The organism is Enterobacter sp. HMSC16D10, from assembly GCF_001807145.1.
Classification (GTDB): domain Bacteria; phylum Pseudomonadota; class Gammaproteobacteria; order Enterobacterales; family Enterobacteriaceae; genus Enterobacter; species Enterobacter roggenkampii.
The window spans coordinates 43,030-67,368 of sequence record NZ_KV787924.1 but is presented as its reverse complement, the minus strand read 5'-3'; the positions used below and the strand labels follow the sequence as shown (position 1 = coordinate 67,368).

Below are 24,339 nucleotides of genomic sequence, written 5' to 3'. Positions count from 1 at the left end.
CCATGCAGAAAGTTGTTCTCGCGACCGGCAACGCCGGTAAAGTGCGCGAGCTGGCCTCGCTATTAAATGATTTTGGTCTGGACGTGGTCGCCCAGACCGATCTTGGCGTGGATTCCGCCGAAGAGACGGGGCTGACGTTTATCGAAAACGCGATCATTAAAGCGCGCCACGCTGCGCAGGTAACTGGCCTCCCCGCGATTGCCGACGACTCCGGCCTGGCCGTAGACGCCCTCGGCGGCGCGCCGGGGATCTACTCTGCCCGCTATTCCGGCGTTGACGCTACCGACCAGCAGAATCTGGAAAAGCTGCTTGTCGCCCTGAAAGACGTCCCGGACGAGCAGCGCACCGCGCAGTTCCACTGCGTGCTGGTCTATCTGCGTCACGCGGAAGACCCGACGCCGATCGTCTGCCACGGCAGCTGGCCGGGCGTGATTACCCGTGAAGCAGCTGGCAAAGGCGGCTTTGGCTATGACCCGATTTTCTTTGTCCCTTCCGAGGGCAAAACCGCTGCGGAACTGACCCGCGAAGAAAAAAGCGCGATATCCCACCGCGGACGCGCGCTGAAACTGTTACTGGAAGCACTGCGTAATGGCTAATTTGCCACCTCTGAGTCTTTATATTCACATCCCGTGGTGCGTGCAAAAATGCCCGTACTGTGATTTCAACTCGCACGCGCTGAAGGGCGAAGTGCCGCACGATGACTACGTTGCGCATCTGCTGGCCGACCTGGATGCCGATGTACCTTACGCACAGGGACGTGAAGTTAAGACCATTTTCATTGGTGGCGGTACGCCGAGCCTGCTGTCAGGCCCGGCGATGCAAACGCTGCTGGACGGCGTGCGTGCGCGCCTGAACCTGGCAGCGGATGCTGAAATTACGATGGAAGCCAACCCCGGCACCGTTGAGGCCGACCGTTTTGTCGACTACCAGCGCGCGGGCGTGAACCGCATCTCCATCGGCGTGCAGAGCTTTAGCGAGCCGAAGCTGAAGCGCCTGGGGCGTATTCACGGCCCGGAAGAGGCGAAACGCGCGGCAAACCTGGCGACCGGTCTTAATCTTCGCAGCTTTAACCTCGATCTGATGCACGGCCTGCCGGATCAGTCTCTGGAAGAGGCGCTGGACGACTTACGCCAGGCCATTGCGCTGAATCCCCCTCATCTGTCGTGGTACCAGCTCACCATCGAGCCCAACACCCTGTTTGGCTCGCGTCCGCCGGTGCTGCCGGATGACGACGCGCTGTGGGATATCTTCGAGCAGGGTCACCAGCTGTTAACCGCTGCGGGCTATCAGCAGTACGAAACGTCGGCATATGCAAAGCCGGGCTACCAGTGTCAGCACAACCTGAACTACTGGCGCTTTGGCGACTATCTCGGCATCGGCTGCGGCGCACACGGCAAGGTGACCTTCCCGGACGGGCGTATTCTGCGTACTGCCAAAACCCGCCACCCTCGCGGGTATATGGAAGGCCGCTACCTGGAGCGTCAGCACGACGTCGAGGCGGCGGATAAGCCGTTTGAGTTCTTTATGAACCGCTTCCGTCTGCTGGAAGCCGCGCCGCGCGCTGAGTTTGCGCTGTACACCGGGCTGCCGGAGTCGGTGATTCGCCCGCAGATCGACGAGGCGCTGGCGCAGGGGTATCTCACGGAATGTGAGGAATACTGGCAGATCACCGAGCACGGCAAACTGTTCCTCAATTCCCTTCTTGAGCTGTTCCTCGCCGAAGATTCCTGAAGGTTGGTTCAGGATTTTGCATCCCGTTCTGTCGGCTGAGGGAAAGGCTGGCAGAGTGTGGGGATGGAAATTACGCGTTCATATGCAAAACAGCTCAGACGCGAGCTGACAACGGAAGAAAGGCGGCTTTGGTATCTACTGCGCAGCCGCCGTTTCGAAAATTATAAATTTCGCCGACAGCATCCGGTAGGAAACTACATACTGGATTTCGCCTGCTGCGAAGCACGTCTGGCAGTTGAGCTGGATGGCGGACAGCATGATGAAAATCAGGAATACGATCATCAAAGGACGTTGTGGTTAAACCAAAAGGGCTGGCACGTTATTCGATTCTGGAACAACGAACTTTGGAATAATGAAGAGGCTGTGTTGGAAAAGATCCTTGAGACACTGCAAATGCTGCAACCCTCACCCCGGCCCTCTCCTTGAAAGGGAGAGGGAGCAAACCATCCCCTCGCCCCTTTGGGGAGAGGGTTAGGGTGAGGGGCCCAGCGCGCAGAGACCTTACTTCAGCGTCCCCACCAGCGCCTTCCGGCTGTCTTCCAGCGACACCACGCGTTTACACACGTCTTTGCCGAACTGCTGGAAATCATCTTCCTGGTTTTTCCACTCGTTCTGAATGGAAGTTTGCAGGCCGCCCAGACTGCCCAGCACGCCCTGCAGCGGGTTACCGCCGCCTTTCAGCACCGCTTTGGCGCCCATCTCGTTGATGCTGTCCTGCAGGATGCCGCCCATCGCCTGGTTCACCAGCTGCTGCCCGTCAGCACGGACCTGATCGATCGCCTTGTAGTGGAACGTCAGGCCGTCGGAGCGCGTCTCGATAATGCGGTTCATCTGTTCTTTAAGCTGCTTGTCCAGCTTCGTCAGGCGGGTGCGCATGTTACTGCTCTCACCCACCTCTTTGGTGATGATCTTATCCAGCGCCACGCGGCTCTTTTCGACGCGCGTCAGGGCACCTTCATTAATCCACGGCAGCGCGGTACGCAATTCGGACTGGTAGTCTTTCGCCTGCTCGCGCTGTGCGGCAGTCAGGTTGTACTGTTTGCCGTTATAGGTGACGTTCCCTTCTGGCGTAATTACCAGATTGCCGTTCTCGCCTTTGACCTGCACGGTTTGCGGGCTTAACACCACGTCATCACGCGGGGTGACGCTACATTGATAATCCGCATGGGCGGTGAATACGGTTGCCATCAAAGCAACTGCCAGCAACGTTTTGCGCATCTTAAACACTCCCTCAGACAAAACGGGCCAGCTAATGCTGGCCCCTTACTGCTTAATTAGTCCCACCAAACGTCGAAAAGTTCGCTGACGCGGACATCTTCGAGCTTGTGGTCTTCAAGCCATTTACGGACCAGGGCCTGATGTTCTTCGGTGCATTTACCCACTTCCTGGGTGCAGATCAGACCTTCCCAGGCCAGATAGCCGCTACCGTCGAAGGCCAGTTTGTTTGGCTCGATCACCTCGTTGATGAACGCATCCACGTCCTGATCGATCTGCTCAACGCTGGTGCCTTCCGGGAAACGCCACGCAACGGAGAAGCCCACTTCCTGGAATTCTTCGATGTGCATCTTTTTACGCAGACGACGGCTACGATTCTTTGCCATTATTTCACCCTCTCGAACATTAAGTCCCATACACCGTGACCAAGACGATGGCCACGCTGTTCAAATTTCGTTACCGGACGCGATTCCGGACGCGGTACATAGTCGTTATTCGCAGACTGGTTTTTATAACCGTCGAGCGATGACATCACTTCCAGCATATGTTCCGCATACGGTTCCCAGTCGGTCGCCATATGGAAGACACCGCCCAGCTTCAGCTTGCTTTTAACCAGCTCGGCAAACGGCGCCTGAACGATACGGCGTTTATTATGACGCGCTTTATGCCACGGGTCAGGGAAAAAGAGCTGAACCATGGTTAAAGAATTGTCAGGAATCATTTTGTGCAGCACTTCCACCGCGTCGTGACACATCACGCGCAGGTTCTCAACGCCCTCTTCATGGGCCGTTGCCAGACACGCACCGACGCCCGGGGAGTGGACTTCGATACCGAGGAAGTTCTGCTCCGGGCGCGCTTTCGCCATGGTCACCAGCGAGGCGCCCATACCGAAGCCAATTTCCAGCGTGACCGGCGCGTCGCGGCCAAACAGCTCGGCAAAATCCAGAGGCTGCTCGCTGAACTCAACGCCCATCACCGGCCAGTAGTTGTCCAGCGCGTGTTGCTGACCTTTTGTCAGGCGGCCCTGACGACGGACAAAGCTGCGAATACGGCGCAGCGGGCGACCGTTTTCATCAAATTCCGGTGAAATGACGTCGTTTTTCATAAAAGAGTTGTCTGCTTGTGAGAATGTTCGGGAAACGGGCATTATCCAAAGTTAAGGCTTCTATGCAAGCATGGGAAAGATCCGGTTTACAGCAGATTGACGCTGTGCTGCAATCTGCGTCCCTGATTATGCGAATCGATGACCATGCAAGCCTCTCAATTTTCAGCCCAGGTGCTGGACTGGTACGACAAATACGGGCGTAAAACCCTGCCCTGGCAAATTGAAAAAACGCCGTACAAAGTATGGCTCTCCGAGGTGATGTTGCAACAAACGCAGGTCGCCACGGTGATCCCTTACTTCGAGCGTTTTATGGCGCGCTTCCCGACGGTCACCGATCTGGCCAACGCCCCGCTGGACGAGGTGCTGCACCTGTGGACCGGGCTGGGCTATTACGCCCGCGCGCGCAACCTGCACAAGGCCGCACAGCAGGTCGCGACGCGCCACAACGGGAAATTCCCGGAAACCTTCGATGAGGTGGCCGATCTCCCCGGCGTGGGACGCTCAACCGCAGGCGCTATTCTCTCCCTGTCTTTAGGCAAGCATTTCCCGATCCTCGACGGCAACGTGAAGCGCGTGCTGGCACGCTGCTATGCCGTTGACGGCTGGCCGGGGAAGAAGGATGTTGAAAAACGCCTTTGGGAAATCAGTGAAGCGGTTACCCCAGCCAACGGCGTCGAGCGTTTCAACCAGGCGATGATGGATCTCGGCGCCATGGTCTGCACGCGCTCAAAACCCAAATGCGAACTCTGCCCGGTGAATAACCTCTGCGTGGCGTATGCCAACCATTCCTGGGCGCAGTATCCGGGCAAGAAACCCAAACAGACGCTGCCGGAGCGCACCGGCTATATGCTGCTGATGCAGCACGGCGATGAGGTCTTCCTCGCCCAGCGTCCGCCGAGCGGTCTGTGGGGTGGTCTATACTGCTTCCCACAGTTTGAAGATGAAGACTTGCTGCGTGAATGGCTTAAACAGCGCGGGATTGCTGCCGATAACCTGACGCAGCAGACCGCGTTTCGCCACACCTTCAGCCATTTCCATCTGGAGATTGTGCCGATGTGGCTTCCCGTGTCCTCCGTCGCCTCGTGCATGGATGAAGGCACCGCTCTCTGGTATAACTTAGCGCAACCGCCATCAGTCGGACTGGCGGCTCCCGTGGAGCGCCTGTTACAGCAATTACGTGCCGGTGCAATGGTTTAGCATCGACAAGAAAAAGAGGAATGAGTATGGCCAGAACGATTTTTTGTACTTTCCTGCAGCGTGACGCTGAGGGCCAGGATTTCCAGCTTTATCCGGGCGAGCTGGGTAAACGCATCTACAATGAAATCTCCAAAGAAGCCTGGGGACAGTGGCAGAAAAAGCAGACCATGCTGATCAACGAGAAGAAACTCAGCATGATGAACCCGGAACACCGCAAGCTGCTGGAGCAGGAGATGGTGAGCTTCCTGTTCGAAGGTAAAGACGTACACATCGAAGGCTATACGCCACCGGAAAAATAACATCGAGCGGCTGTTGCCGGGCGGCGCTTCGCTTGCACGGGCCTACGGTTTTGTAGGCCGGGTAAGCGCAGCGCCACCCGGCGAAAGCAACGACTAAGCAAACACAACACGCACTCCCGGAATGATGAAAAAACTTTTAGCGCTAGCCCTTGTTGCGCCGTTGCTTGTCTCGTGTTCGTCAAAAAAAGGCGATGATTACAACGAAGCCTGGATCAAGGACACCAACGGTTTTGACATTTTGATGGGGCAGTTTGCCCACAACATCGAGAACATATGGGGATTTAACGAAGTTCTTATTGCCGGACCTAAGGACTACGTTAAGTACACCGACGCCTATCTGACCCGTAGCCACATCAACTTTGATGAGGGGACGATCACGATTGAGACCATCGCAGGCACGGACCCTGCGGCTCGACTCCGTCAGGCGATTATCAAAACCCTGCTGATGGGTGACGATCCGGGCTCAATCGATCTCTACTCCGATGCCGACGATATCACCATCTCGAAAGAGCCGTTCCTGTACGGTCAGGTCGTCGATCAGACCGGCCAGCCGATCCGCTGGGAAGGTCGCGCCACGAAATTTGCCGACTACCTGCTGCAGACGCGCCTGAAAAGCCGCTCGAACGGTCTGAAGATTATCTACAGCGTCACCATCAACCTCGTCCCGAACCACCTCGACAAGCGTGCGCATAAGTATCTGGGCATGGTGCGTCAGGCCTCGCGTAAATACGGCGTGGATGAGTCGCTGATCCTGGCGATTATGCAGACCGAATCCTCGTTTAACCCGTATGCGGTAAGCCGTTCCGACGCCCTGGGGCTGATGCAGGTGGTGCAGCACAGCGCCGGTAAAGACGTGTTCCGCGCGCAGGGGAAATCCGGCACGCCGAGCCGCAGCTATCTGTTCGACCCGCAGAGCAACATTGATACCGGCACGGCCTATCTGGCGATGCTGAACAATGTCTACCTCGGCGGCATCGACAACCCGACGTCGCGTCGCTATGCGGTGATCACCGCCTATAACGGCGGCGCGGGCAGCGTGCTGCGCGTCTTCTCAAATGACAAAGTGCAGGCCGCAAACATCATCAACAGCATGGCGCCAGGGGATGTCTACGCCACCCTGACCACCCGCCACCCGTCCGCGGAATCCCGTCGTTATCTGTATAAGGTGAATACGGCGCAGAAGAACTACCGTCGCCGGTGATCCGCACACCTTCTCCTGCAAGGAGAAGGTGTTCTGCTTCCCCCCACCCATACGAAAATGTTATTTGCATCACAATCCAAACTGCAAATTAATGTGGATTGCATTTTTTTGCGGGAGGTAACAAAACATATCGTTGCCAACTGATAGAATTGCATCAAATAACAACCCTGAATGTTTCTATAACAACATATCTCCCGCTCACTTGTGAGGAAAGTAACATGAACCTTAAGCTGCAGCTTAAAATATTGTCGTTTCTGCAGTTCTGCCTGTGGGGTAGCTGGCTGACTACACTCGGCTCCTATATGTTTGTGACGCTCAAGTTCGATGGTGCGTCAATCGGTGCCGTCTACAGCTCGCTCGGTATTGCGGCTGTCTTCATGCCAACGCTGCTGGGGATCGTGGCGGATAAATGGTTAAGCGCCAAATGGCTGTACATGCTTTGCCACCTGGTGGGCGCGGGGACGCTGTTTATGGCAGCCCAGGTGACCACGCCGGGGGCGATGTTCATGGTGATTCTGCTCAACTCGCTGGCCTATATGCCAACGCTTGGGCTGATCAACACCATCTCCTACTACCGCCTGAAGTCCGCGGATATGGATATCGTGACCGATTTCCCGCCAATCCGTATCTGGGGCACCATCGGCTTTATCATGGCAATGTGGGGCGTAAGCTTCGCGGGCTTCGAACTGAGCCATATGCAGCTCTATATCGGTGCGGCGCTCTCCGTATTGCTGGCGATCTTCACCCTGACGCTGCCAACCATTCCGGTGTCTAACCAGCAGAAAAACCAGAGCTGGAGCACCATGCTCGGCCTGGATGCCTTCGCGCTGTTCAAAAACAAACGCATGGCGATCTTCTTCATCTTCTCCATGCTGCTGGGCGCGGAGCTGCAGATCACCAACATGTTCGGCAACACCTTCCTGCACAGCTTCGATAACAACCCGCTGTTCTCCGGCAGCTTTATCGTTGAGCATGCGTCGGTGATGATGTCCATCTCTCAGATCTCTGAGACGCTGTTCATCCTGACCATCCCGTTCTTCCTGAGCCGCTACGGCATCAAGAACGTCATGCTGATCAGTATCGCGGCGTGGATGCTGCGCTTCGGTCTGTTCGCCTACGGCGACCCAAGCCCGTTCGGCACCGTGCTGCTGGTGCTGTCGATGATTGTTTACGGCTGCGCCTTCGACTTCTTCAACATCTCCGGCTCGGTGTTTGTGGAAAAAGAGGTTAAACCTGAAATCCGCGCCAGCGCGCAGGGTATGTTCCTGATGATGACCAACGGCTTCGGCTGTATTCTGGGCGGCGTGGTAAGCGGTAAAGTGGTTGAGATGTACACCACCAACGGCATCACCAACTGGCAGCCGGTGTGGCTGATCTTCGCGGCGTACTCGCTGGTGCTGTTCTTCGCGTTCATCGCACTGTTCAAGTACAAGCACGTGCGTGAACCGCACGGTGCGCAGCCGATCGCGCATTGATTGTTGTGCCCGGTGGCGGCTTCGCTTACCGGGCCTGCAAAACCAGACCGTAAGCCGGGTAAGGCGAAGCCGCCACCCGGCTATTTTATTGCAGACAACACCCACCCCACCGACAGCAAATCCGCGCTGCCGCCCGGGCTCAGGTTCCGTTCAATCAGTGCGTTATCCATTCTAAGCAACGCCTCGCGGTCCCAGCCGTTATCCAGCAGTTCCCGCGCGTAGCCCTGAACGTAGCGCAGCCCTTCCATGCCGCCGCGCGACACGAGATTACTGTCCTGATTGACCGCCATCAGGCGCAACAGCAGGCCGTGAAGTGACTGTCCGTTCCACGAATCTAAAGCCTTACGCACCGTCGCAAAGCCGCTCTCCGCCTCACCGCGCGCGCCGGTTAAGCCGTACTGCTTAAACTGCCGCTCGCCCGCCGTCGCCTGTCCGCTGCGTGCGGCCAGCTCCCGCGACACCAGCCCGCGGCAGATGTTACTCACCTCACAGCAGAGGCTCTCTGCGGAGACATTTTTCACACGCCCGGCGGCGAAGCACAGTAACCCCAGGGCAAAAATGCCGCCCTTGTGGGTGTTCACTCCGTTCGTCGCGGCATACATCGCCTGCTCGCAGGCCAGCCCCATCGGGCGGAGAAGTCGTAGCTGTTCCCCAGCCGGTTTATCCGCATGCGCGCTGCCCAGCTCGGCAAAGCGCGAAAACCACGGCGTAATCGCCGCAATGCTGCGGACAAACAGCGCGTGGTCCATATCGCGATGGGAACCGTTGTTGAGCCTGTCCACCAGCCCCGGCTTGGGCGTCAGCTCCAGCTCCTGCCACAGCGCCGCTTCGGCAAGCGCGGGCACGTCAGCCGGGCGCGGTTTAGTCGCGAGCAAACCAGTCATCGATCGTCTTCTCCACGCGGGAAACCACCTGCTCAATGGGGTGATTGCGCGAACGGGAACAGACATGCGCGGGCGCGTCGCAGATCAGGCAGCGCCTGAGATTCCCCCCCAGCGACTGACGCCCGACGTGGCCGTGCTGAGGGCAAATCACGTCCAGATCCCACAGCCTGCCGAGCGGGTGCGTCTGCTCCAGATCCGCACAGTGCGCTTTGATTTCCACCGCCGGATGGGCCACGCACCACAGGGCTTCGGGCCCGGTCGGGAGCCACAGCACCTGGCGGTCCAGCACCTGCCAGCGGTTTTCCCACAGCAGCTGGTCGCACATCTGCAGCGCCACGCCCATGGTATTGCGGTAGCGCAGGCTGTCCTTGATTTCCCCCGGCGTGACCAGCGTGAGGGAGATCACCGGTTGTTGATAGTGCTCAAGCATGTCAGCCTGGCGCGCTGCGCGGCGCTCTTTCGCCGCCAGCAGTTCGTCAAGGCAGACACCCGCCCGCACGGGTGTCGCTAAAGTCATACGTCCTCCTTCACCTGTCGCACGGTGTCGATCACGCTGCCGTCGCGGTAGCGGATCACCCCGACGATTTTGTCGGTGAACTCAATCGGTTTCGGGACGCCGGTCAGGGAGATCGCTCGCTCGTACAGCGCGTTGATATCCACCACCTTCAGCCCCGCCTCCAGCAGGCGCTCGCGGATTTCGGGGCGCGCCGGGTTGACCGCGATGCCGTGATCGGTAACCAGGACATCGATGCTCTCCCCCGGCGTAAGGCGCGTGGTAACGCGCTTCACCACCGTCGGAATGCGGCTGCGCAGCAGCGGCGCGACCACAATGGTCAGGTTCGCCGCGGCGGCCACGTCGCAGTGCCCGCCGGACGCGCCGCGCATCACGCCGTCTGAGCCGGTGATGACGTTGACGTTGAACTCGACGTCGATCTCCAGGGCGCTGAGGATCACCACGTCGAGCTGGTCGCAGCTTGCCGCCTTGCTGCCGGGGTTGGCGTAGACGTTGGTGGAGATCTCCACGTGGTTCGGGTTACGCGCCAGCGAGGCCGCCGCCTGACCGTCAAAGCACTGGGTATCGAGCAGCTTTTCGATGAGCCCCTTCTCGTGCAGATCCACCAGGCTGCCGGTGATGCCGCCGAGCGCAAAGCGAGCCTTCACGCCGCTGCGCTCCATCTTCTCTTCCATAAAGCGGGTGCAGGCCGTGGCCGCCGCGCCGGAGCCGGTCTGCATCGAGAAGCCCGGTTTGAAGTAGCCGGAATGCTCGATCACGTCCGCCGCATAGCGGGCAATCATCAGCTCGCGCGGGTTGCTGGTGACGCGCGCCGCGCCGACGCTGATTTTCGCCGGGTCGCCCACGCTCTCCACCTGCACGATGTAGTCCACCTGGTCCTGCACCAGGCTGGCGGGCATATTGGGGAACGGCACCAGCTCTTCGGTCAGCAGCACTACCTTGCGGGCAAAGTGGGCGTCCACCATGGCGTAGCCCAGCGAGCCGCAGCACGATTTTCCGTGCGTCCCGTTGGCGTTGCCAAACTCATCGCTGCACGGCACGCCGAGAAACGCCACGTCGATATTCAGCTCGCCGTCCTGGAGCAGCTTCACGCGCCCGCCGTGGGAGTGAATTTGCACCGGCTCGTCCATCAGCCCGTGGGAGATGGCGTCTGCCAGCCTGCCGCGCATGCCCGAGGTGTAAATCCGGGTGATGACGCCGCTTTCGATATGCTCGATCAGCGCGTCGTTGCAGGTCATCAGCGAGCTGGAGGCCAGCGTCAGGTTTTTGAAGCCCATCCGCGCCAGCAGCGCCACGACGGTGTTAATCACCCGGTCGCCTTCGCGAAACGCATGGTGGAAGGAGATGGTCATCCCGTCCTGCAGGCCGCAGCGTTTAACCGCCTCTTCAATGGAGGCACACAGCTTGCGGCTGTGCTTCGCATCGCTGTCCGCCAGCCACGGCGTGGCGCTGTGGGCGGTATCAAACGGTTTTAAGTCCCGCAGATGGGGAAAATTCACGTGAAGAAGTTCAGTCTGATTCATTGTCTTATCCTTACCGACGCACGCCGGAGGCCGCCGCGCGCTCCAGCACCACCTGCGCGTGGTTAATAATCGGTGCATCCACCATTTTGCCGTTGAGCGACACCACGCCCAGGCCGTTACGCTCGCCCTCTTCTGCCGCCTCAATCACCCTTCTGGCGTGATCCACCTCTTCCTGCGTCGGGGCGTAGGCGTTGTGCAACAGGTCAATCTGGCGCGGGTTAATCAGCGATTTGCCGTTGAAGCCCATCTTGCGGATCAGATCGACCTCGCGCAGGAACCCGGCCTCGTCGTTAACGTCTGACCACACCACGTCGAAGGCGTCGATGCCCGCCGCGCGGGCGGCGTGCAGCACGGCGCAGCGGGCGTAGAACAGCTCGGTGCCGTCGCCGCGCTCGGTCTGCATATCCATCACGTAGTCAAAGGCGGCCAGCGCAATGCCGATGAGGCGCGGAGAGCTGCGGGCAATCGCCACGGCGTTGATGACGCCAATGGCCGATTCAATCGCCGCCATCACGCGGGTGGAGCCGACCTCGCGGCCGCACGCCTGCTCGATGCGCTCGAGGTGGCCCTCCAGCTCGTAAATGTCGTCCGGGGTATCGGTTTTCGGCAGACGGATCACGTCCACGCCGGCCCGCACGGCGGCTTCCAGATCCAGCAGACCAAACGGCGTGCTCAGCGGGTTAATGCGCACCACGGTTTCGATATCCTGATACATCGGGTGCTGCAGCGCGTGGAACACCAGCATGCGCGCCGTATCCTTCTCGCGCAGGGCAACGGCGTCCTCAAGGTCAAACATGATAGAGTCGGGACGGTAGATAAAGGCGGTGGAGAGCATGGCGGCGTTAGCGCCCGGCAGGAACAGCATGCTGCGGCGGAGTTTGCTCATTTTAGCGCCCCCCAGTTGATGGCCTGTTCATCGGCGGCACGCATCAGCGCGCTTTGCAGGCGGGCGCGGATCACACAGTCCAGCGCCCCTTTGTCTTCAATAATGATTAATCCCTGGTGCACGTTCATGGCGCGCAATGTGTCGTTGACCACCTGGCGAATCTGCTCGCCAAACTGCTTAATCACTTCGCTGTGGATGACGATCTCCAGCTCGCCGTGAGCGGGAGCAATTTTCACCATCAGGTCGCTGGACTCCTGCGTTCCGGCCAGCGCCTCCCTTACAATTTTCATGATAAATTCCTGGTAGTTAAGCGACTTCGGCACTCGCACGGTAATGCGTTTCGAGGTGCGCGAAGGTGGAGTCCGGGACAATCTCCCGGATCCGGGAAAACTGCTGTGTCTTCAGTAATCGGCGCACTTCGGACGCCGATATGGCGTTACCGGTGGCCTTGATGCGCGGCATTTCCACCACCTCGATATGCGAGGCCAGCAGGTCGTGCAGCGTCTGGTTGTACTGGCGGGTGATGTCGCAGAACGGCTCCGAGCCGATGAAGCGGTGCGTGATGCCGAGCGCCGGGGCGATGAAGTCCCGGAAGATCAGCACGTCGATCTCGCTCCACGCCTGCTGCACCTTGCCGGTCTCCTTCAGGAAGTAGGCCGGAAAGGTGGCGCGAGAGATGATGTACTGCGAGCCTTCATGCACCACCACGTTCGGCAGGTGCGCCACGCCCGCGCGCACCATCTCGAGACGCGCGCTGAACGGGAAGAACGACGCGTCTTCGCGCACCACGAACAGATGCAGGGCGTCACACCGCGCTGCCGCCTGCTCCACCAGATGGCGGTGCCCGAGGGTGAACGGGTTGGCGTTCATCACGATGGCGCCAATCTTCTCCCCACATTTGCGGCTCGCGCGCAGAGAACGGCAGTAGCGCGCGATCCCCTGCGGGGTGTTCTCCATCAGCACGGCGTTGTTCCCGCTCTGGGCAATCGGCCAGAAGCCGCTGCGGGCAAAGCGCTCCCGGTTGCACGGCCGGGTGCAGAGGAAGAGATGAAAATGGCCGCGCTCCAGCGCCGCATTTTGCACCTCCGCCAGCAGCCGCGCGCTGAGGTTCTCGCCGCGAAGCTGCTCGTTAACCGCCACGCACTTGATGACGTTGGCGGCAAGCCCTGCGCACCCCACCAGCTGCGAGCCGGACCAGGCTTCGACGAACAGCGTGATGTCGTTGTCCAGGCCAAGGCCGCTGTCTGCCAGCAGATAACGGATCTGACTCAAGCGTTCCGGGTGTTTCGCCACCAGCGTGTGGCGAAAATCGATGGGTTGCGAATGCATGCTGCCGCCTTACTTAATGTGCTGCCGCAAGCCCGACGGCTGGCGCTTCCACGATCACGTTGCTGAGATGACCGATATGCTCGATCTCCACCTCAATGCGATCGCCCTCTTTCATAAACAGCGGCGGGTTACGCTTTTTACCCACCCCGCCCGGGGATCCTGTGATGATCACATCGCCAGGACTTAAGCGGGTGAAGGTGCTGATGTACTCGATCAGCTCCGCCACCTTGTGGATCATGCTGCTGGTGTTGTCTTCCTGCACCATGCGGCCGTTCAGCCAGGTGCGGATTGCCAGTTGGTGCGGATCGGGGATCTCGTCCGCCGTCGCCATCCACGGGCCAAACGCGCCGGTTTTGCGCCAGTTTTTACCGGCGGTGAACCAGGTGTGCTGCCAATCGCGGGCGGAGCCGTCCATGTAGCAGCTGTAGCCCGCCACGTGGCGCAGGGCGTCGTCGCGGCTGATATTCTCCCCGCCTTTACCGATGATCACCGCCAGCTCGCCTTCGTAGTCGAATTCGCTGGAGTGGCGCGGCTTCAGCACCGGCTCGTTGTGGCCGGTCTGTGAATCCGGGAAGCGGACAAACAGCGTTGGGGCCGGGTTGTGCTGGTCAAACTCCTTGCGCTTGTCGGCGTAGTTCATGCCCACGCAGAGGATTTTTTCCGGCTGCTCAATCACCGGTAAGAAGGTGATGGCGCTCATCGGCACGTCCACGGCATCGTTCAGGTAGCGGGTGGCCTGCGCCAGCCCGTTGCCCTGCAGCAGCGCCTTAAGGTCGCTGTAGCGGTCGCCCAGACGGCGGCCTAAATCAATCACGCCGTCGGCCTGGACGATGCCGTAGCTGCGTTTTCCCTGGTATAAAAAGCTTGCGAGTTTCATTGTTCTTTCCTGAAAACTTAAACGAGGAAGTTGCCCAGAATCAGCAGTGAGATGGAGACGTTAATCGCCCCGCCGATACGGGTAGCAATCTGGGCGAACGGCATCAGGCTCATGCGGTTGCCTGCGGTCAGGATCGCCACGTCGCCGGTACCGCCCTGACCGCTCTGGCAGCAGGAGACGATGGCGACATCAATCGGGTGCATACCAATCTTTTTGCCGACGAAGAACCCGGTCGCCACGAGCGCGGAGACGGTGCTGATAATCACCAGCAGGTTGGTCAGCGTGAAGGCGGCCACCAGTTCATGCCACGGGGTGATAGCCACGCCAACGGCAAAGAGAATCGGATAGGTCACAGAGGTCTGGAAGAATTTGTACACCACCTGCGAGCCTTCCAGCAGGCGTGGAGAGGCACCGTTACAGAGCTTCACCAGAACCGCCATAAACAGCATGCCGACCGGAGCAGGCAGGCCAATCAGCTTGTGGCCGAGCATGCCCAGCATGTAGAGCAGCACCGCCAGCAGCGCGCCGGAGGCGATAGTGGTCACGTCCGCCTTGCCGGAGAATGCAGGCTGAGAGACGGTGGCATCGGCATTGGCGCGGTTAGGCATCAGCTGGCCTTCACCGGTCAGGTGCGGGTAGCGTTTACCGAGCTGGTTCAGGCAGCCGGAGATGATGATTGCCGTCAGCCCGCCGAGCATGACCATCGGCAGCACGCGGCCGAGCGCCACGCCCTGATCCATATGCAGCAGGGTGGCATAGCCGATGGAGAGCGGGATTGCACCTTCGCCCACGCCGCCCGCCATAATCGGCAGAATGATAAAGAAGAAGATCTGGAAAGGCTCAAGGCCCAGCGCCAGGCCGACGCCCATCCCTACCAGCATGCCGACGATTTCGCCGCACAGCATCGGGAAGAAAATGCGCAAGAAGCCCTGAATCAGCACCGTGCGGTTCATGCTCATGATGCTGCCGACGATAATGCAGCAGATGTAGAGATAGAGAATGTTGGTGGATTTGTAGAACTTGGTGGTGGACTCGACCACCACGTCCGGCAGCAGGCCGTAATAGACCAGCGCGGAAGGGATAAAGGTGGCGCAAATCGCCGCCGCGCCGAGCTTGCCGACAATCGGCAGGCGTTTGCCAAACTCGCCGCAGGCAAAGCCGAAGAAGGCCAGCGTGGCGACCATCACCACGATATCGCTCGGCAGTTTTCCGCCCAGGCAATCAATCGCAATCAGCACGCCCGCCAGAACGAACAGCGGCAGAGGAATAATCCCGATTTTCCAGGTATCCATAATATGCCACCAGCGCTCTTTAAGCGAAGGCCGCTGAATTTCAATCGGGTCGTGGGTAACAGAGAAAGAATCGTCAGTTGTGCTCATAATAAGCCCCTTGGTTATTTTGTGCGTTCAGCTTAGAGTCACAAAGGCTTACTTTATGTGAGGAATGGCATATTAAAAGCGAAGTTTTAATGGCAGCTATGGTTTTAATGGTTTCTTTTATTTAATGTGATTTACGCCTTATTTATGGCCGTGGTTTTTATGGTTTCTTTTCTGAATTGAACAAACAAATAACATTTATTCGTGCAGCCAGAGGCCACCCCTCTTTGGGATAACGCTTTTACAACGCCCGCTGTGCAAGGGATCACAAGTTTTCGGCAAAGCGGACGTCCGCGCGAAAAAAGATGATATATTGGCGTTCTTTGTCGCTACCTTGCGTGAGAGTTATGAAAGTCTCTTTCCAGATAAAGCTGTTTATTTCGCTGGTCGCCTTTTTCTCAGTGCTTTTTGCGTTACTGGGCGGATATTATTATGCCGATGTCGGGAAACAGCTTTATCAGGAAATGAGCACGCGCGCCAAAATACAGGCTGAAGAGATTGCGCTTATTCCAACATTGCGACATGAAGTTGAACAAAAGAATATCATCGCCATCCATGATTTTATGCAGAAGATTTCTGCGCACAGTGACGCCAGCTTTATTGTGATTGGTGATAATAAGGGCCAGCATCTTTTTCACTCCGTCTTCGCCGACAGAGTGGGCACCACGCTGGTAGGCGGTGACAACGAAGCCGTATTGCAGGGTAAAAGCACCACCACCATCCGCAAAGGCGGGTTGGGTATTTCGCTGCGCAGTAAGGCCCCCATCTTCAACGCTGCCGGACAGGTGGTCGGCATTGTTTCGGTCGGCTATCTCACCAGCTACCTGGACACCATTACCGTCAGTAAAGTGGTCAATATCCTGATTGCCGCGGTGCTGCTGCTGATTGCTCTCTTTATCTTCTCCTGGTTCTTTACCCGCAGTATTAAGAAGCAGATCTTCTCCCTCGAGCCGCGCGAGATCGGCCTGCTGGTGCGCCAGCAGAAGGCGTTGATGGAGTCTATTTATGAAGGCGTAATTGCCATTGACGATCAAAGGCGGATTGAAGTCATCAACCAGGCGGCGCGCAAGCTGCTGGGGCTGAGCCAGCCGGCCCGTGAGCTTCGCGGGCAGCTGATAAACCAGGTGATCGATCCGGTCCCGTTCTTCGACACGCAGACGATGCTGGCGAAAGATACCCATGATGAGATTTGCCGTTTTAACGATCTCACGGTGATTGCCAGCCGGGTCCACATCATGCTTGAGGGATCGCTGCAGGGCTGGGTGATCACCTTCCGCGATCGCAACGAGATCGACTCGCTGAGCGCCCAGCTCAGCCAGGTCAAACGCTACGTCGATAACCTTCGCATCATGCGCCATGAGCAGTTAAACCGGATGACCACCCTCTCCGGTCTGCTGCATATGGGCCGCTATGAGGAGGCGATTGGCTACATTCAGGCGCAGTCTGAACACGCTCAGGAGCTGCTGGACTTTATCTCTTCGCGCTTCAGCTCCCCGACCCTGTGCGGCCTGCTGCTGGGGAAAGCCGCCCGCGCGCGGGAGAAAGGGGTCGAGCTGAGTTTCGACCCGGCCTGTCGGCTGGACAGGCCGTTCCTGCCGTTGGGGGAACAAGAGCTGATTTCGATTATTGGCAACCTGCTGGATAACGCTATCGAAGCGACGCAGCGGTCGCCGCTTCCCCACGCGCCGGTGGAGGTGCTGATAAAGCTCAGCGACCAGGAGCTGATTATTGAAGTGGCCGACCAGGGCGTTGGCATCAAGCCGGAGATCCGTGAGCGGATCTTTGAGCGCGGCATCACCACCAAAACGCGCGGCGATCATGGGATTGGTCTGTATCTGATCGAAAGCTACGTCACACAGGCTGGCGGCGCGATAGAAGTTGCCGATAATATCCCGCGCGGCGCCATTTTCTCCCTGTTTATCCCGTCCACGGGAACCGCCCGGCAACTGGAAGACACCGACTATGCAACATGAACTTATCGACGTACTGATTGTTGAAGACGAGAACGAGCTGGCGCAACTGCACGCGGAGCTGATAAGCAAGCATCCGCGTCTGAGGCTGGTGGGCATTGCCTCGTCGCTGGCTGCGGCCCAGGCAGAGCTTGCAAGCAAACAGCCGCAGCTGGTGCTGCTGGATAACTATCTGCCGGACGGCAAAGGGATCTCGCTGATCAATAACCCCATGCTGGCCCGCGCCAACTGCTCGGTCATTTTTATCACTGCCGCCAGCGATATGGACACCTGCAGCCAGGCCATCCGCAACGGCGCGTTCGACTACATCCTCAAACCCGTCTCCTGGAAGCGGCTCAGCCAGTCGCTGGAGCGGTTTGTGCAGTTTGCCGAACAGCAGCGCGTCTGGAAGATTGTCGACCAGCAGAACGTCGATTCGCTCTATCAGCTTCAGGCGAAAAACTACCGCCAGGACAACGGCAGCAAGGGCATTGAGGAAAATACCCTGGCGCGGGTGCAGTCGCTGTTTAACGACAAGGCAACGCACTGCTTTACCGTGGATGAAGTGGTGAGCGAGACGGGACTGAGTAAAACCACCACCCGTCGCTATCTGGAGCACTGCGTAGAGACCGGGTTTCTCAGCGTGGAGATGCTGTACGGCAAGATTGGGCATCCGAGGAGGATGTACCGCCGCGCAGAAGCCTGAAGCGATATTGTAGGCCCGGTAAGCTTGCGCCACCGGGCAAATCGCCGGGTGGCGCTAACGCTTACCCGGCCTACGTTCGGGGGAGAGTCTACTTCAACACATATCCATACAGCCGCTTAATCCCGTCGGCATCCTTCTCGCTGTAAACGCCCTGCAGCTCCGGCGAGAAGCCCGGCAGCAGGTTGATGCCCTCCTCCAGCGCCAGGAAGTAACGCTGTACCGCCCCGCCCCAGACTTCACCCGGCACCACGCACAGCACGCCCGGCGGATAGGGCAGCGCCCCTTCGGCAGCAATCCGCCCTTCGGCATCCCGTATGCGGACCAGCTCCACGTTCCCGCGAATATACGCCTGATTGGCATCCTGCGGGTTCATCAGCACCTCAGGCAGGCTCTCCTTGCGGAACATCGCCTTCTGCAAATCCTTCACGTCGAAGCTGACGTAGAGATCGTGCATCTCCTGACACAGCTGGCGAAGGGTATAATCCCGATAGCGCACCGGGTATTTCTGGAAGATCGTCGGCAGCACGTCGGCCAGCGGGGTGTCGTCTTCAATATGCTGTTCAAACTGCCCCAGCATTGCCACCAGTTGCGCCAGCTTCTCGCTGCTTTCGGCAGGCGTCAGCAGGAACAGGATCGAGTTAAGGTCGCATTTTTCCGGCACGATGCCGTTTTCACGCAGGTAGTGCGCCAGAATCGTCGCCGGGATCCCGAAATCGGTGTACTCCCCGGTTTCGGCATCAATGCCCGGCGTGGTCAGCAGCAGCTTGCACGAGTCAACAAAGTACTGCTCGCTCGCATAGCCCTCAAATCCGTGCCATTTGGCCCCCGGCTCGAAGCTGAAGAAGCGCAGCTCGCTGGCAATGGCGTGCGTCGGATGATCCTGCCACGGCCGCCCCGCCACCACCGGTGGGATAAACGGCTTGATCATATGGCAGTTGGCGATGATGGCCTTGCGCGCCTCAATGCCCAGCTCCACACACTCGGCCCACAGCCTGCGCCCGCTTTCCCCTTCGTGGATTTTCGCATTGACATCCAGCGCCGCGAACAGCGGGTAAAACGGGCTGGTGGAGGCATGCAGCATAAAGGCGTTGTTCAGCCGCTTGTGCGGGCAGAAACGCGCCTGGCCGCGAATGTGGTTATCCTTTTTATGGATCTGCGAGGTTTGCGAGAACCCGGCCTGCTGTTTGTGCACCGACTGGGTCACGAAAATGCCCGGATCGTTCTCGTTCAGTTCCAGCAACAGCGGGGACGTTTCCGCCATCATCGGAATAAACTGCTCGTAGCCTACCCAGGCGGAGTCAAAAAGAATGTAGTCGCACAGATGGCCGATCTTGTCGATCACCTGACGGGCGTTGTAGATCGTCCCGTCGTAGGTGCCAAGCTGAATGATCGCAAGGCGGAATGGACGCGGCTCGTCGGCCTTCTCCGGCGCCGCCTCGCGGATCAGGTCCCGCAGATACGCGTCGTCAAAGCAATGCTCGTCAATCCCGCCAATAAAGCCAAACGGGTTACGCGCGGCCTCAAGGTAAACCGGCGTGGCGCCCGCCTGGATCAGCGCCCCGTGGTGGTTAGATTTATGGTTGTTGCGGTCGAACAGCACCAGATCGCCGCGGGTGAGCAGCGCGTTGGTCACCACCTTGTTGGCCGCCGACGTGCCGTTCAGCACGAAGTAGGTTTTATCCGCGTTGAAGACTTTCGCCGCAAACTTTTGCGCATGCTTGGCGGACCCTTCGTGGATCAGCAGATCGCCCAGCTTCACGTCGGCATTGCACATGTCCGCGCGGAACACGTTCTCACCGAAGAAATCATAGAACTGCCGCCCTGCCGGATGCTTTTTGAAAAACGCGCCGTGCTGGTGGCCCGGACAGGCGAAAGTGCTGTTGCCCATCTCCACATACTGACTCAGGGTGTCGAAAAACGGCGGCAGCAGGTTCTCTTCGTAACGGCTGGCAGCAGTCTCCAGTTCCAGAAACTCCTGAGCTTTACCCGAGATGACCGCGGTGGCGCCGTCGGGCACCTCCGTCGGCTCCTGGGAGAAAATAAACACCGGTAAATGAAAGCCCGTGCGTTTCAGCAAGGCAAGGATGCCGCTGCGACTCTCTGTCGTCGTCATGACGACGGCTGCCACATCGGTGAAATCCGTGCTGTCCAGCGTCACCTTTTCGCGATGCGTAGACACCGTTGAGAGCAGCTCGCGGCTGACGGCGATTTTCATGGTTTTCATAAGCGCAATTACCCTCACCGAACGGTGAGACAGGGAGGAGAAAATTCGCGCAATAATGTCACCTTTTATTTTGAGGTGCAAGAAGGAATCAGTATGCACTTATATCACCCAAAGCTAAGGCCCGCGCAGCGCTGACGTGCCATAATAATGCAATATCAATGATTAAATAACAGGAGTTAAGCGTGGTTATCGGGCCATTTATCAACGCAGGAGCCGTATTGCTGGGCGGCGTACTCGGCGCAGTACTGAGCCAGCGGCTGCCGGAGCGTATCCGCTCATCCATGCCCTCGATATTCGGCCTGGCCTCGTTAGGGATCGGTATTCTGTTAGTGGTCAAATGCGCCAACCTGCCGGTGATGGTGTTGGCCACCCTGCTCGGCGCGCTGATTGGCGAGTTTTGCTATCTGGAAAAAGGCATCAATAATGCGGTAGGCAAAGCCAAAAACCTGATAGCCCGACCGGGCAAGGCGAAGCACGGCACGCACGAGACGTTTATTCAGAACTATGTCGCCATCATTATTCTGTTTTGCGCCAGCGGCACCGGGATTTTCGGTTCGATGCAGGAAGGGATGACGGGCGACCCGAGCATTTTGATTGCAAAAGCGTTTCTGGATTTCTTCACCGCCACCATTTTTGCCACCACGCTCGGCATTGCCGTCGCGGCGATTTGCGTGCCGATGCTGCTTATCCAGCTGGCACTGGCTACCTGCGCCACGTTAATTCTCCCGCTCACTACGCCGGCGATGATGGCAGACTTTACCGCCGTCGGCGGCCTGCTGCTGCTTGCTACCGGGCTGCGCATCTGTGGGATTAAGATGTTTGCCGTGGTGAACATGCTGCCCGCGCTGCTGCTCGCCATGCCGCTCTCCGCGCTCTGGACGCACTTTTTCGCTTAAGGATGCGGCGAAATGGTGAGAGATTGCGCAGTCCGTAACGAAAACAACATTTTTCGTTGACGCCACCGGGCAGATCGGGTTTAATGCGCCCCGTTGCCCGGATAGCTCAGTCGGTAGAGCAGGGGATTGAAAATCCCCGTGTCCTTGGTTCGATTCCGAGTCCGGGCACCACTATTTAAAGAACCCGCCCTCGTGGCGGGTTTTTGCTTTCTGAGTCAACAACTTGTTGGTTTATCAGTAGTTACCCCTCTTATCTTTCCTCCGGCCCCGCTTCCCGGTGGTACAAAATGGGCATTATGATAAAGCCTACCAAAGACCGAAACGGCACCTACTATACAGTGGACACATGCCGGATTGCCCAGGGCCTCCGAAAACGTCCAGTCGTGCTGCACATCCGGCCTGATTGATGGTGAAATTCCCGACAAAAACGGCTGGCTTTCCGCTGGTGTTGCCCTTTCCCTACTACAGCGGCCACTCAAGCGAGAACGGGCTTCTCATTGATGCCATTGAGCAAAAATCTGGCCTGATACTTTCGGTGATGCCCGGTGAAAGCCGTCTAGTAGGCCGAGGTGTGTAGCTGCAAAAAGCGACTTCTGCTTCAGACCCCGTAACCACATTGCTACTATATTGTGCATGCGTTGGCACGCATGGCAGTCAGAGGGAGCCGTTTATCAGTCTAAACAGACGCCGGTAAAGCAATTGAGAGGAATTACAATGGATGCAGCATTGCTTAACATGATGCAATCAGGTGGAAGAAATAAAGCCTGGGCGGAAACGATGGTGAATATGGAAGCCAGGAAACTGGTAAATACAGCCAACACTCTGTCGGCTTTTCATCTCAGCGATGGTCTGACTCGAATGAAGTTCATTCAGGAAATTCGGGACCTCATAGAACAACAGTTTACGCTAGCTCGTCAGGCTAAATCAGATAAAGAATGCATGGACTGCGTTAAAATACTTCGAGAAGAAAACTATAACCTCCTGGAACAAGCTCGTTTATTACGAACGAAGGCAGCGAAGCTTTACGCGAAAGTCGAGTTCATCCGAGAGAATAACAAAATTGTTGGGTATGTTATCTCGGCAGTTAGTGTTGTCCTGGCCGGTGCTGAAATAGCCGCAGGATTTACACTGATTGGCACGATGACCCCTCTCGGAGTTCTTGCTGGTGCGATTCTGGTTACTGACGGGGCAAACAGCATCAGTAAAGAAGTGGCTCGCTACGCAACGAACAACACTACCAGTGAAGGGCTGGTCGCGAATGCCGCGATGTCTACAGCTGAGTTTATGGGCTTTAGTCGTGAGAATGGTTTAGGTGTCTACAAATCAATCTCACTGGCCGCTAATGCGTATACCATTTTTGGCTTGTTACGGCGACCTGGTACCTGGCGACTGTTTCGTTATCTACCCACAGACTATTACCGAAAGGTGAGCACATTGAGCCGCCCGCAGCTTACAATGAAAATAGCAGGTTACGGCGTGAAAGCTAAGATTATTTTTGATCTGTTGTCCGTCAGCGACCCGTCTCAGAATTAGTCAGCATTTTACGGTAACGCCAGGATTTGTAGCCAAGTTTTGCTGGCGTTATATACCAGATAAAAGGTAGTACAATCAATAACGTGAGCGCAAGTGTCAGACTTGTATCCCTGGATGCAAGTAAAAGAGTTAAAGCCAGTATGATAAAGGCAATAATAGTTATCCACTTCATTGCCTTAAAACGATTGGCCAGATCATGAGTTACGCTATCAAACGAACCACCGTAATTCTCGATATTGTTTTTTAGCTTTTGAAGATCTCGTTTACTAAAACCTGATTTTAAAAGTGCTTCTTCGCTGGTCATTCTACTAACCATCCCATAACTCACTGAAACATGTGACGAAGTTTAACTGAATTTGACGGATAAATCGCTACCTGTCGATATTTGTCAAATTTATATTTATATCAAATAGTTGAAGATATCTTATAGTGGCGGTGACCAGACTCTTCAATCGTGTCCATGACAACGTCCTTGTGTCGTTTTGAGCCAGAGTAAATCCAAACCCAAGGCCAGGAAGTTGTCCTCATCCAGCGTTCTCAAACCTCTGAATACCGCCCGCAATTATGCTTTTGTTCTCTCCCCAACCTAGGGATCGTTCCCACCTGCGCCCAGCAGTTTGTTTTTGAAGATAAACAAACACGCCTCGTTGAAGTTCTCCGCCCCCAGTCGTTCCGAGAGCGCCATTCGTTTGCGATAGAGACTTTTCACCGACGTATTCAGCTCGCCTGCAATCTCCTCCATTGACATCCCTGCTCTCAGCAACCTCAACATGATCGTTTCATGCGTGCTCAGCCGTAAATTCAGCAGCCACTTCGTGGTCAGGCGACGGCCCTTCATATTGAGCACCAGGTTAAACAGCGAGGCCATGTCCGGCGCCGTCAGCGACGTGTTCATAAACAGCTTCATACTGAGCAGATTCTCCTCGCGATGGCGCATATCAAGCATAACGCAGCAAATCGTTTTTTTCGTTCTGGCCGGATGGCGTATCAGATAATCATATAGACGGAGCGGCGCACGACTATCAATCAATATAGAATATTCATCTGCACCGTTATCAAATATGTTTCTGTCAATCGAATCGAGCAGGATAATATCCGGAAAAAATATCCGCATCCCCCTGACAAGGTAGCGATCCTGAGTCACTAACACTATTGAAGTTGCCACTAACCATCCCTTTTAGATTAAAGCAAGAACGATCCTGCGAAAAGAAGACCGCCTTCGTTTTATAGCGCTGTTATATTAACGATAGATGTATTCTGGCTTTGGACATCCCTCAATACACACATTGATGAGTAAGACTTCCTGTAGACTATCATTCAATGTCTGTCTTTAATTATAAATAAAAAACAATCGCAGAAAAGTCACTTCTCTAAACATTAAGAATTTTTGTCATGAAACTTCCCAAACATGCACCAGAA

The 24,339-nt window shown here is 57.0% G+C and carries 25 protein-coding genes and 1 tRNA gene; 12 read left to right on the top strand and 14 right to left on the bottom strand.

Going from position 1 to position 24,339, the window contains the following annotated elements:
* Nucleotides 1-2: 2 nt before the first annotated feature.
* The 3 genes from HMPREF3143_RS24120 (at nt 3) to HMPREF3143_RS25395 (ending at nt 2,157) form a co-directional block, all read left to right on the top strand.
* Nucleotides 3-596, top strand: coding sequence for an XTP/dITP diphosphatase (locus HMPREF3143_RS24120; protein ID WP_032653325.1), 594 nt, complete (start codon nt 3-5; stop codon nt 594-596).
* Nucleotides 589-1,731, top strand: coding sequence for a radical SAM family heme chaperone HemW (hemW, locus tag HMPREF3143_RS24115; protein ID WP_045335221.1), 1,143 nt, complete (start codon nt 589-591; stop codon nt 1,729-1,731). The genes HMPREF3143_RS24120 and hemW overlap by 8 nt, the downstream gene beginning before the upstream one ends.
* Before the next feature lie 63 nt (nt 1,732-1,794).
* Nucleotides 1,795-2,157, top strand: coding sequence for an endonuclease domain-containing protein (locus HMPREF3143_RS25395; protein ID WP_071949300.1), 363 nt, complete (start codon nt 1,795-1,797; stop codon nt 2,155-2,157).
* Nucleotides 2,158-2,232: 75 nt separating this feature from the next.
* Here the strand turns inward: HMPREF3143_RS25395 and HMPREF3143_RS24110 are convergent, their stop codons facing one another.
* Genes HMPREF3143_RS24110 through trmB form a run of 3 tightly spaced genes read right to left on the bottom strand, consistent with a single transcriptional unit; the run spans nt 2,233 to nt 4,051 of the window.
* Nucleotides 2,233-2,949 carry a YggN family protein gene (locus HMPREF3143_RS24110; protein WP_045407162.1) on the bottom strand — a complete coding sequence of 239 codons (717 nt, stop codon included), beginning with the start codon at nt 2,947-2,949 and terminating at the stop codon, nt 2,233-2,235.
* A 56-nt stretch (nt 2,950-3,005) separates the two neighbouring features.
* Nucleotides 3,006-3,332, bottom strand: coding sequence for a YggL family protein (locus HMPREF3143_RS24105; RefSeq protein WP_003862421.1), 327 nt, complete (start codon nt 3,330-3,332; stop codon nt 3,006-3,008).
* On the bottom strand, nt 3,332-4,051 hold the full coding sequence (gene trmB / locus HMPREF3143_RS24100) for a tRNA (guanosine(46)-N7)-methyltransferase TrmB (RefSeq protein ID WP_008499763.1): 720 nt from the start codon (nt 4,049-4,051) through the stop codon (nt 3,332-3,334). The genes HMPREF3143_RS24105 and trmB overlap by 1 nt, the downstream gene beginning before the upstream one ends.
* Nucleotides 4,052-4,195: 144 nt before the next feature.
* On the opposite strand from trmB, the gene mutY reads away from it, so the two are divergent.
* The 4 genes from mutY (at nt 4,196) to HMPREF3143_RS24080 (ending at nt 8,223) form a co-directional block, all read left to right on the top strand.
* On the top strand, nt 4,196-5,248 hold the full coding sequence (gene mutY, locus HMPREF3143_RS24095; RefSeq protein WP_175441134.1) for an A/G-specific adenine glycosylase: 1,053 nt from the start codon (nt 4,196-4,198) through the stop codon (nt 5,246-5,248).
* 26 nt (nt 5,249-5,274) lie between these two features.
* Nucleotides 5,275-5,547, top strand: coding sequence for an oxidative damage protection protein (locus HMPREF3143_RS24090; RefSeq protein WP_008499765.1), 273 nt, complete (start codon nt 5,275-5,277; stop codon nt 5,545-5,547).
* A gap of 124 nt (nt 5,548-5,671) precedes the next feature.
* Nucleotides 5,672-6,748 (top strand): membrane-bound lytic murein transglycosylase MltC, encoded by a 1,077-nt coding sequence (mltC, locus tag HMPREF3143_RS24085; protein WP_021242082.1) that lies wholly within the window; start codon nt 5,672-5,674, stop codon nt 6,746-6,748.
* Nucleotides 6,749-6,966: 218 nt separating this feature from the next.
* Nucleotides 6,967-8,223, top strand: coding sequence for a nucleoside permease (locus tag HMPREF3143_RS24080; protein WP_008499767.1), 1,257 nt, complete (start codon nt 6,967-6,969; stop codon nt 8,221-8,223).
* 80 nt (nt 8,224-8,303) lie between these two features.
* On the opposite strand, the gene citG is transcribed toward HMPREF3143_RS24080, so the two are convergent.
* From citG to HMPREF3143_RS24040, 8 genes are read right to left on the bottom strand one after another with little or no spacing between them, the layout of a single operon-like run.
* Nucleotides 8,304-9,107, bottom strand: a complete 804-nt coding sequence (citG, locus tag HMPREF3143_RS24075; RefSeq protein ID WP_070534401.1) for a triphosphoribosyl-dephospho-CoA synthase CitG — start codon at nt 9,105-9,107, stop codon at nt 8,304-8,306.
* Entirely contained in the window at nt 9,085-9,624 is a 540-nt protein-coding gene (gene citX, locus HMPREF3143_RS24070; protein ID WP_070534400.1) for a citrate lyase holo-[acyl-carrier protein] synthase, read from the bottom strand. Before citX ends, citG begins: the two co-directional genes overlap by 23 nt.
* A complete protein-coding gene (citF, locus tag HMPREF3143_RS24065; protein WP_045371292.1) occupies nt 9,621-11,144 on the bottom strand; it encodes a citrate lyase subunit alpha in 1,524 nt (507 codons plus the stop codon). Before citF ends, citX begins: the two co-directional genes overlap by 4 nt.
* 10 nt (nt 11,145-11,154) lie before the next feature.
* Nucleotides 11,155-12,030, bottom strand: a complete 876-nt coding sequence (gene citE, locus HMPREF3143_RS24060) for a citrate (pro-3S)-lyase subunit beta (protein ID WP_023326048.1) — start codon at nt 12,028-12,030, stop codon at nt 11,155-11,157.
* Nucleotides 12,027-12,320 carry a citrate lyase acyl carrier protein gene (citD, locus tag HMPREF3143_RS24055; RefSeq protein ID WP_008499773.1) on the bottom strand — a complete coding sequence of 98 codons (294 nt, stop codon included), beginning with the start codon at nt 12,318-12,320 and terminating at the stop codon, nt 12,027-12,029. Before citD ends, citE begins: the two co-directional genes overlap by 4 nt.
* Before the next feature lie 16 nt (nt 12,321-12,336).
* Nucleotides 12,337-13,359 (bottom strand): [citrate (pro-3S)-lyase] ligase, encoded by a 1,023-nt coding sequence (citC, locus tag HMPREF3143_RS24050; protein ID WP_070534399.1) that lies wholly within the window; start codon nt 13,357-13,359, stop codon nt 12,337-12,339.
* A gap of 13 nt (nt 13,360-13,372) precedes the next feature.
* On the bottom strand, nt 13,373-14,236 hold the full coding sequence (locus tag HMPREF3143_RS24045) for a fumarylacetoacetate hydrolase family protein (protein ID WP_021242089.1): 864 nt from the start codon (nt 14,234-14,236) through the stop codon (nt 13,373-13,375).
* Between the two features lie 17 nt (nt 14,237-14,253).
* A complete protein-coding gene (locus tag HMPREF3143_RS24040) occupies nt 14,254-15,615 on the bottom strand; it encodes a 2-hydroxycarboxylate transporter family protein (RefSeq protein WP_045329311.1) in 1,362 nt (453 codons plus the stop codon).
* A gap of 344 nt (nt 15,616-15,959) precedes the next feature.
* Here HMPREF3143_RS24040 and HMPREF3143_RS24035 point away from each other — a divergent pair, with 344 nt between their 5' ends.
* Together HMPREF3143_RS24035 and HMPREF3143_RS24030 are read left to right on the top strand one after the other, a co-directional pair.
* Nucleotides 15,960-17,585, top strand: coding sequence for an ATP-binding protein (locus HMPREF3143_RS24035; protein WP_070534398.1), 1,626 nt, complete (start codon nt 15,960-15,962; stop codon nt 17,583-17,585).
* Nucleotides 17,575-18,267, top strand: coding sequence for a response regulator (locus HMPREF3143_RS24030; protein WP_008499779.1), 693 nt, complete (start codon nt 17,575-17,577; stop codon nt 18,265-18,267). Before HMPREF3143_RS24035 ends, HMPREF3143_RS24030 begins: the two co-directional genes overlap by 11 nt.
* Nucleotides 18,268-18,355: 88 nt before the next feature.
* On the opposite strand, the gene HMPREF3143_RS24025 is transcribed toward HMPREF3143_RS24030, so the two are convergent.
* On the bottom strand, nt 18,356-20,491 hold the full coding sequence (locus tag HMPREF3143_RS24025; RefSeq protein ID WP_070534397.1) for an ornithine decarboxylase: 2,136 nt from the start codon (nt 20,489-20,491) through the stop codon (nt 18,356-18,358).
* A gap of 182 nt (nt 20,492-20,673) precedes the next feature.
* Here HMPREF3143_RS24025 and HMPREF3143_RS24020 point away from each other — a divergent pair, with 182 nt between their 5' ends.
* From HMPREF3143_RS24020 to HMPREF3143_RS24010, 3 genes are all read left to right on the top strand, one after another.
* The gene (locus tag HMPREF3143_RS24020) at nt 20,674-21,387 is read left to right on the top strand and encodes a DUF554 domain-containing protein (protein WP_008499781.1); all 714 of its coding nucleotides are present in this window, start codon (nt 20,674-20,676) and stop codon (nt 21,385-21,387) included.
* Nucleotides 21,388-21,482: 95 nt separating this feature from the next.
* Nucleotides 21,483-21,558: transfer RNA gene (locus HMPREF3143_RS24015), tRNA-Phe, on the top strand.
* 543 nt (nt 21,559-22,101) lie between these two features.
* On the top strand, nt 22,102-22,920 hold the full coding sequence (locus tag HMPREF3143_RS24010) for a DUF4225 domain-containing protein (protein WP_023326053.1): 819 nt from the start codon (nt 22,102-22,104) through the stop codon (nt 22,918-22,920).
* Here the strand turns inward: HMPREF3143_RS24010 and HMPREF3143_RS24005 are convergent.
* Both HMPREF3143_RS24005 and HMPREF3143_RS24000 read right to left on the bottom strand, forming a co-directional pair.
* Entirely contained in the window at nt 22,898-23,224 is a 327-nt protein-coding gene (locus HMPREF3143_RS24005) for a hypothetical protein (protein WP_039265473.1), read from the bottom strand. The genes HMPREF3143_RS24010 and HMPREF3143_RS24005 overlap by 23 nt on opposite strands.
* Before the next feature lie 282 nt (nt 23,225-23,506).
* The gene (locus tag HMPREF3143_RS24000) at nt 23,507-24,034 is read right to left on the bottom strand and encodes a helix-turn-helix domain-containing protein (RefSeq protein ID WP_175441135.1); all 528 of its coding nucleotides are present in this window, start codon (nt 24,032-24,034) and stop codon (nt 23,507-23,509) included.
* Between the last annotated feature and the right edge of the window lie 305 nt (nt 24,035-24,339).

Coding starts and splice junctions, on each gene's coding strand:
- HMPREF3143_RS24005 (WP_039265473.1), bottom strand. CDS start 23,224: ATGACCAGCGAAGAAGCACTTTTAAAATCAGGTTTTAGTAAACGAGAT.
- trmB (WP_008499763.1), bottom strand. CDS start 4,051: ATGAAAAACGACGTCATTTCACCGGAATTTGATGAAAACGGTCGCCCG.
- HMPREF3143_RS24030 (WP_008499779.1), top strand. CDS start 17,575: ATGCAACATGAACTTATCGACGTACTGATTGTTGAAGACGAGAACGAG.
- citX (WP_070534400.1), bottom strand. CDS start 9,624: ATGACTTTAGCGACACCCGTGCGGGCGGGTGTCTGCCTTGACGAACTG.
- HMPREF3143_RS24025 (WP_070534397.1), bottom strand. CDS start 20,491: ATGAAAACCATGAAAATCGCCGTCAGCCGCGAGCTGCTCTCAACGGTG.
- citD (WP_008499773.1), bottom strand. CDS start 12,320: ATGAAAATTGTAAGGGAGGCGCTGGCCGGAACGCAGGAGTCCAGCGAC.
- citF (WP_045371292.1), bottom strand. CDS start 11,144: ATGAATCAGACTGAACTTCTTCACGTGAATTTTCCCCATCTGCGGGAC.
- HMPREF3143_RS24040 (WP_045329311.1), bottom strand. CDS start 15,615: ATGAGCACAACTGACGATTCTTTCTCTGTTACCCACGACCCGATTGAA.
- citC (WP_070534399.1), bottom strand. CDS start 13,359: ATGCATTCGCAACCCATCGATTTTCGCCACACGCTGGTGGCGAAACAC.
- HMPREF3143_RS24045 (WP_021242089.1), bottom strand. CDS start 14,236: ATGAAACTCGCAAGCTTTTTATACCAGGGAAAACGCAGCTACGGCATC.
- hemW (WP_045335221.1), top strand. CDS start 589: ATGGCTAATTTGCCACCTCTGAGTCTTTATATTCACATCCCGTGGTGC.
- citE (WP_023326048.1), bottom strand. CDS start 12,030: ATGAGCAAACTCCGCCGCAGCATGCTGTTCCTGCCGGGCGCTAACGCC.
- citG (WP_070534401.1), bottom strand. CDS start 9,107: ATGACTGGTTTGCTCGCGACTAAACCGCGCCCGGCTGACGTGCCCGCG.
- HMPREF3143_RS24010 (WP_023326053.1), top strand. CDS start 22,102: ATGGATGCAGCATTGCTTAACATGATGCAATCAGGTGGAAGAAATAAA.
- HMPREF3143_RS24080 (WP_008499767.1), top strand. CDS start 6,967: ATGAACCTTAAGCTGCAGCTTAAAATATTGTCGTTTCTGCAGTTCTGC.
- mutY (WP_175441134.1), top strand. CDS start 4,196: ATGCAAGCCTCTCAATTTTCAGCCCAGGTGCTGGACTGGTACGACAAA.
- HMPREF3143_RS24120 (WP_032653325.1), top strand. CDS start 3: ATGCAGAAAGTTGTTCTCGCGACCGGCAACGCCGGTAAAGTGCGCGAG.
- HMPREF3143_RS24110 (WP_045407162.1), bottom strand. CDS start 2,949: ATGCGCAAAACGTTGCTGGCAGTTGCTTTGATGGCAACCGTATTCACC.
- HMPREF3143_RS24105 (WP_003862421.1), bottom strand. CDS start 3,332: ATGGCAAAGAATCGTAGCCGTCGTCTGCGTAAAAAGATGCACATCGAA.
- mltC (WP_021242082.1), top strand. CDS start 5,672: ATGAAAAAACTTTTAGCGCTAGCCCTTGTTGCGCCGTTGCTTGTCTCG.
- HMPREF3143_RS24000 (WP_175441135.1), bottom strand. CDS start 24,034: ATGCGGATATTTTTTCCGGATATTATCCTGCTCGATTCGATTGACAGA.
- HMPREF3143_RS24035 (WP_070534398.1), top strand. CDS start 15,960: ATGAAAGTCTCTTTCCAGATAAAGCTGTTTATTTCGCTGGTCGCCTTT.
- HMPREF3143_RS25395 (WP_071949300.1), top strand. CDS start 1,795: ATGGAAATTACGCGTTCATATGCAAAACAGCTCAGACGCGAGCTGACA.
- HMPREF3143_RS24090 (WP_008499765.1), top strand. CDS start 5,275: ATGGCCAGAACGATTTTTTGTACTTTCCTGCAGCGTGACGCTGAGGGC.